Here is a 5467-nt window from a genome sequence, read left to right on the forward strand (position 1 = left end):
CCAGTCCAGCTCACCGGCCACGTCGGCGTCGGCGCTGAACTCCGTCAGCAGCCGGTCCCAGGTGCCGTCGGCGGCCCACCGGTCATGGCGTTTCCACACCGTCTGCCACGGCCCGAAGCACTCCGGCAGATCCCGCCACGGCGACCCGGTGCGGTACCGCCAGGCGATCGCCTCGATCACCATCCGGTGATCAGCCCATCGGCCACCCCGTTGGCCCGCTGAGCTGGGCAGATGTGGCTCTACTCGCGCCCACACATCATCCGAGAGCACACCAGTCCGCGTCATGAACCCACCTTCGACCACCTGACACCCAAGATCCGGGAGACACGCCCTAGGACGCGCCGGCCCCCGACGCCGTCCGCCAACGTGGCGGCGCCTGGGACGGCCGGCGCGGCCAGGACGCGCGCAGATAGGGGTTGGTGCCCTTGACGAACGTCAGCTCGGTGCCGGCCGACAGCCCGGTGTAGACGGTGTCGACCCGGAACTGACCGTCTTCTGGCGGTGGCTCGGTGTAGCTGAAGAACGCCGGTCGGCCGGGACCGGCGATCCCCAGCGTGCGGACGGTGCGGGCCTTGGACATCGCTGCTCCCTCGTGTCGGGAACCGGCGTGCCAGCATTCGGACGTGCCGGTGGACGATTCCCCCGGCGCCGAGCACGCCGCTCTTGGTCGCGGTCATGCCGTCCTCCCCGGTGTCGCCGGCGGGCCGCTGGTGCCACCGTCCAAGACGACCGGTACACCGGTGCGTGCGGATCGGTCGGCGGCGCAGGCCAGCGCGTGGGTGGCAGCGCCTCGTCATAGGGGCCCGGACGTCGTCGCCGCGGCCCAGCAGCGCGTCGACGAACGCACGGTCCTCGGCCGCGATCGGGTCCTGGTCCGAGCGCGTGACCGGAGCGTCGTCGACCCGCAGTTCGTGGTCGGACAGCGCCCGCTCCCGCAGCTCCAGCACCTGCCCGGGCGTGACCAGCCGTACCCCCACGCGGTGTCGGCTCTCGAGCAGGCAGCTGGAGGAGATCGAACCGAGCGCCCCGGACCGGAAGCGCAGCAGCACAGTGGATGCGGTCGGCACGTCCGCGTCCGGCCACTGTTCGCGCTGGAGCGTCGACTCCGCTGCGCAGACGCTGTCGACCTCCCCGCACAACAGTCGGGCCAGGTCGAACAGGTGGGTGGTCTGTTCCACCAGCTGCCCGCCGGATCGGTCCCGCCGGGCCCACCACGGCGCACCAGGGGTGGCGTCGAGCCACTGCCCGAGCAGCAGCTGCGGTGGACGCCCACGCAGCAGCCCGCGTGCCTGTTCCACCACGTCGAGGTAACGCCAGTGGTAGCCGACGGCAGTGTGCAGGCCCTGGGCCCGGACGCCGTCGGTGATCGCCTCCGCGGCGGCCATGTCGACCCGAGCGGTTCCTCCGCGAAGAAGGGCAGCTGTCGGGCCAGCGCCGTCAGCGCCAGTGCCCCGTGCGCGAACGGTGGGACGCAGGACCACACCGCGCGTCGAGGTCCTCGACCCCGAGCATGGCCAGCCCGTCATCGTAGGACCGGGCGCCCAGCTGGTCGGCCGCGGCCGCGGCCCGCTCGACCACCGGGTCGGCGACGGCGACCACGTCGACGTCGGGCATTGCCGCCAGCGCGCCGAGGTGCCGGCCGGCGATGAACCCGGTGGCCACGCATCCGACCTTCAGGCGGCTCACCGCCGGCCCCTGGCCGGCGCCGCGCCGACGGATCCAGGACCGCCCTATACACCGTGAGGGTCTGGGCGGCCATCCGTTGCCGGGTGAACCACTCCAGGTACCGGCGTCGCCCCGCTTGGCCCAACCGTCCGCGCATGTCCGGGTCGGCAAGCAGCGCTGCCAACGCCCGGCCCAGGGCCGGTGCGTCCTTGGCGGACACCAGCAGGCCGGTCTCGCCGTCGACGACGACCTCCTCGCTGCCGATCACCCGAGTCGCGACGACCGGCAGGCCGGCCTCCATCGCCACCAGCGGCATCCCCTCGTGCAGGGACGGCAGCACAAACACGTCGGCGGCATCCAGCAGCAGCCGGGCATCGGTTCGGTGGCCCAGCAGGCGCACACAGTCGCCGACACCGAGCGCGGCCACCTGCTCGGCCAACTCCGTGAGCAGGTGCCCCCCGCCGATGATCCCGATTTCGCCGACCCGTTTCGGCCGCACGCCAGCCCGAGTCCCAGCCGGAGTTCGGCGTGCACCCAACGGTCAGCTCCCCGTAGAGGCGCCAGCACGCCGGCGTCGCCCGCATGTAGGCGTGAGTGGGTCCCTGCTCGCGAGGCACCTGACCGCCGCACCGGCACACCGTCATCGACGTCCCCTGACCATCGCGGCCCAGCCGACCGGTACCCCCGCGGCGCGAACCACTCGGGCGGGCTCCGGGCGCCACACTCGACGAGCCCATGTAGGCGAGACGCTCGTTCCCACTGGCCCTTCCGCTCGCGGGGCGTGGCCGGTTGGACAACACCAGAGAGGCACTCTAGAGCCGCGCTCTAGTATCAGCGCGCCAACGACCTCGGACCGGATCGCGACGGCGGCGCTTCCGCTGCTCGTGGCACACGGCTACGCCGGGTTGTCCATGCAGCAGGTTTGCCGGGTGGCGGGCGTGTCCAACGGCAGCCTCTACCACCACTTCCCGAGCCGAGCCGACCTCGCCGCACGTCTGCTGGCGACCGGCATGCGTGCGTGCCAGCTGGGCGTGCTGGGCGTGCTGGCCGGCGAGAAGCGCGCCGAGACGGGCGTGCGCGAGGTGGTGCGGTCGCAGCTGGCCTGGGTCGAAGAGCACGCCGAGCTCGCGCAGGTGCTGTTCAGCGACCTGCCCGACGAGGTGTTACTGGCCGCCGAACCGACGTTCAGCCAGGACAACCGGCGCTACGTCGAGGAGATCGGCGCCTGGCTGCGCCGGCACGCCACGAACGGCGAGCTGCTCGAGCGGCCGTTCGGAGTGGCGCACGCGCTGTGGCTCGGATCGTCCCAGGAGTTCGCGCGCCACTGGCTGCGCGGCCGCTCGCGGCTGACCCCGACCGCCGCGGCGGACGAGCTCGCCGACGGCGCGTGGCATGCCCTGAGCGCGCCATGACCGTTCCCGAGGGGTTTCGTGCCCCACCACCGGCCCAGCCGCTACCTCGAGCTGATCGGCCCGCCCTACGAAACGGCCACCGACGCCGCGGTAGTCGGGCTGCACATCGACGACCGCCACACCAACGCGCGTGGGTTCCTCCACGCCGGTGTGCTCGTCGCCGTCGCCGACGTCGTGATGGGCCACACCGCGCACCGAGTGGGCGGCTCCGGCGACGGGCTCGTCACCGCCTCGCTGACCACCGACTTCCTCGGCTCGGCGCACCTCGGCGACTGGGTGCAGGGCGTGGCCACCGTGCGCCGCGTCGGCCGCCAGCTCGCGTTCACCGCGTGCGAGTTCACCGCCGCCGGCCGGCCGCTCCTGGCCGCCAGCGGAATCTTCGCCACCGTCACCAGGAGCGCACACTCATGAATCCGAGCCGGTCAGGCTTCCGGCAAGACGTCGCCGACCGGGTCCTCGGCCTGCCGGTCGCTGCCGCTCTGGGCCTGACGTTCGACGAGCTCGCCGAGGGCCGCGCCACCGCTCGCCTGGCCTGGCGGGCCGAGCTCTCCCACGTTCCCGGCGCCTTTCAGGCCAACCCGATCGCCGCGCTGGCCGACTTCGTCGGCGTGAGCGCCGGCGTGAGTTTGCTCCCGTTCGGCGGGATGGCCGCCACTGTCGACTACACCGTGAAGTTCCTCTGCGAGGCCCGCGGTCAGCAGCTCGTCGCCCGAGCGCGGGTGCTGCGGCCCGGAGCCACGCTGACCGTCGCGGCGGTCGACACCTTCGCCGTGGCCGGCGAGGCCGAGACGCTGTGCGCAACCTCCCTCGTGACCATGCGCAACGTCGTCCCGCGCCCCGGGTAGGCCACGGCGTCCCGCCTCGCCTGGAGCAACGCGACGCCCTTGGCGGAAACCCGACCCTCGGGCAGTGTCCGCACCCCCCCGAGGTTCGGCTACCGGTACGTCGCCGTCGAGGCAGCACGACCGTGCCGCACGGGGGTCCGTCCACCGGGCGACCAGCTGCATTTGGCATCGTCCCGCTCGCCGATCCCGCTGCGGGACACAGTGCAACGTTCGGCTCGGGCACACATGGCAGGCTTGGCATGTGGAGCGCCTTGTTGAGCTCGGCCCCGAGGACGCCGGGGAGGAGGTGCTGACCCTGCAGCGGGCTGCTTACGTGACGGAGGGGCAGGCCTATGACGATGTGCATCTCCCGCCGCTGCGGCAGACGCTCACCGACCTACGCGCGGAACTCGCAGACCCGCAGGTGGTTGCTGTGGGTTGGCGTAACGACGACGGCCGACTCTTGGCCGCCATTCGAGCCCGTAACACGTCGGGCACGGCCGTGTGGAGATCGGCCGACTCACGGTCGTCCCGGACCGGCAAGGCCAGGGGCTCGGATCCCAACTGCTAATCGCCGTCGAGGGCCGGTTACCGCCCACCGTCCGCGAGCTGCGGCTGTTCACCGGGGAGCACAGCGAGGCCAACCTGCGGCTGTACGCCCGCTCGGTTACAGCGAGACGAGCCGCGAGCCAACGCAGGCGGGCTACGCCGTAGTCCATCTGCCCAAGCCGCGCGCCGGCGGGGACACCAAGGCAGCACTGGTCTAACGGGTCAGGGCACCAGAACCGTCCCGCAACCGATCCGCTATCGAAACGGCTCTCCGACGCCCGAAACGCCTTCGGAAGAGGACCTCGTCCTGGACCGGCCGCTCGTGTGGCGCGAGGATCGGCTGATGCGAATGACGGTCGTGGGTAGCGGCGACGCGTTCGGCTCGGGCGGGCGGTTCCAGACCTGCATCGCCCTCGCTTCAGACCAAGCCTCTCCGCCCAGGGTGCTGCTGGACTGCGGAGCCACCAGCCTGACCGCGCTGCGCCACCAGGAGATCGAAACGAACTCCGTCGACGCCGTGGTCCTGAGCCACCTGCACGGAGACAACTTCGGCGGTCTGCCGTTCCTCGTGCTGGACGGGCAGTTCCGGCGGCGGACCCGAGACCTCATTGTCGTCGGCCCACCCGGCACGCAAAATCGGCTCGAGCAGACGATGGAGGCTCTGTACCCCGGCTCAAGCACGGTGCAGCGCCGCTTCGACGTTCGGATCGTCGAGCACCTCGATCGGCAAACGGTCGAGGTGGACGGGCTACGCGTCACCCCGTTCGAGGTGCGTCATGCCTCGAGCGACCGGGAGGGCGTCGCCGCGCGGTGACCAGGTGCGACGTCGCACCCGCTGGACTTGGCGCAGCCGCTGTTCATGCCTGGAGTACCGCCCTATAAGGTCGACCAAAGGCCTACGTTGACGAAGTTATTTGAAACCGGCTAAGAGGTTCCGCCGATAGGTCATGGCCGACGTTGGGGCCTGGTGTCCCAGCGGTGAGTCGTCCAGGCGATGCGAACGAGTCGCCGGATGAT

General features: G+C 71.5%; 8 protein-coding genes and 2 pseudogenes. 5 read left to right on the plus strand and 5 right to left on the minus strand.

Features of this window, described 5'->3' with window-relative positions; translation table 11 throughout:
• The 5 genes and pseudogenes from BLW04_RS26315 to BLW04_RS29950 form a co-directional block, all read right to left on the minus strand.
• Positions 1 to 285, minus strand: a 285-nt coding sequence (locus tag BLW04_RS26315; protein ID WP_139307022.1) for a transposase, incomplete at its 3' end; no start/stop codon positions are given.
• A gap of 46 nt (positions 286 to 331) precedes the next feature.
• Entirely contained in the window at positions 332 to 580 is a 249-nt protein-coding gene (locus tag BLW04_RS28985; protein WP_254781973.1) for a hypothetical protein, read from the minus strand.
• Positions 581 to 1040: 460 nt separating this feature from the next.
• Positions 1041 to 1526 (minus strand): annotated as a pseudogene (locus tag BLW04_RS29945) (hypothetical protein); the annotation flags it as partial.
• Positions 1438 to 1662, minus strand: a complete 225-nt coding sequence (locus BLW04_RS28990) for a Gfo/Idh/MocA family oxidoreductase (RefSeq protein WP_254781975.1) — start codon at positions 1660 to 1662, stop codon at positions 1438 to 1440. The pseudogene BLW04_RS29945 and the gene BLW04_RS28990, both read right to left, overlap by 89 nt.
• 91 nt (positions 1663 to 1753) lie before the next feature.
• Positions 1754 to 2164: pseudogene (locus BLW04_RS29950) on the minus strand (glycosyltransferase); the annotation flags it as partial.
• On the opposite strand from BLW04_RS29950, the gene BLW04_RS29275 reads away from it, so the two are divergent.
• The 5 genes from BLW04_RS29275 (at position 2130) to BLW04_RS24560 (ending at position 5264) form a co-directional block, all read left to right on the plus strand.
• A complete protein-coding gene (locus tag BLW04_RS29275) occupies positions 2130 to 3077 on the plus strand; it encodes a TetR/AcrR family transcriptional regulator (protein WP_091548168.1) in 948 nt (315 codons plus the stop codon). The pseudogene BLW04_RS29950 and the gene BLW04_RS29275 sit on opposite strands and share 35 nt — an antisense overlap.
• 18 nt (positions 3078 to 3095) lie before the next feature.
• Positions 3096 to 3488 carry a PaaI family thioesterase gene (locus BLW04_RS24545; protein WP_091548171.1) on the plus strand — a complete coding sequence of 131 codons (393 nt, stop codon included), beginning with the start codon at positions 3096 to 3098 and terminating at the stop codon, positions 3486 to 3488.
• Positions 3485 to 3922 (plus strand): PaaI family thioesterase, encoded by a 438-nt coding sequence (locus tag BLW04_RS24550; protein WP_091548173.1) that lies wholly within the window; start codon positions 3485 to 3487, stop codon positions 3920 to 3922. Before BLW04_RS24545 ends, BLW04_RS24550 begins: the two co-directional genes overlap by 4 nt.
• A 483-nt stretch (positions 3923 to 4405) precedes the next feature.
• A complete protein-coding gene (locus BLW04_RS29955; protein WP_217631258.1) occupies positions 4406 to 4615 on the plus strand; it encodes a GNAT family N-acetyltransferase in 210 nt (69 codons plus the stop codon).
• Between the two features lie 157 nt (positions 4616 to 4772).
• On the plus strand, positions 4773 to 5264 hold the full coding sequence (locus tag BLW04_RS24560) for an MBL fold metallo-hydrolase (protein WP_091548175.1): 492 nt from the start codon (positions 4773 to 4775) through the stop codon (positions 5262 to 5264).
• Positions 5265 to 5467: the final 203 nt, after the last annotated feature.

This window comes from Modestobacter sp. DSM 44400 (assembly GCF_900107175.1).
Lineage (GTDB): Bacteria > Actinomycetota > Actinomycetes > Mycobacteriales > Geodermatophilaceae > Modestobacter.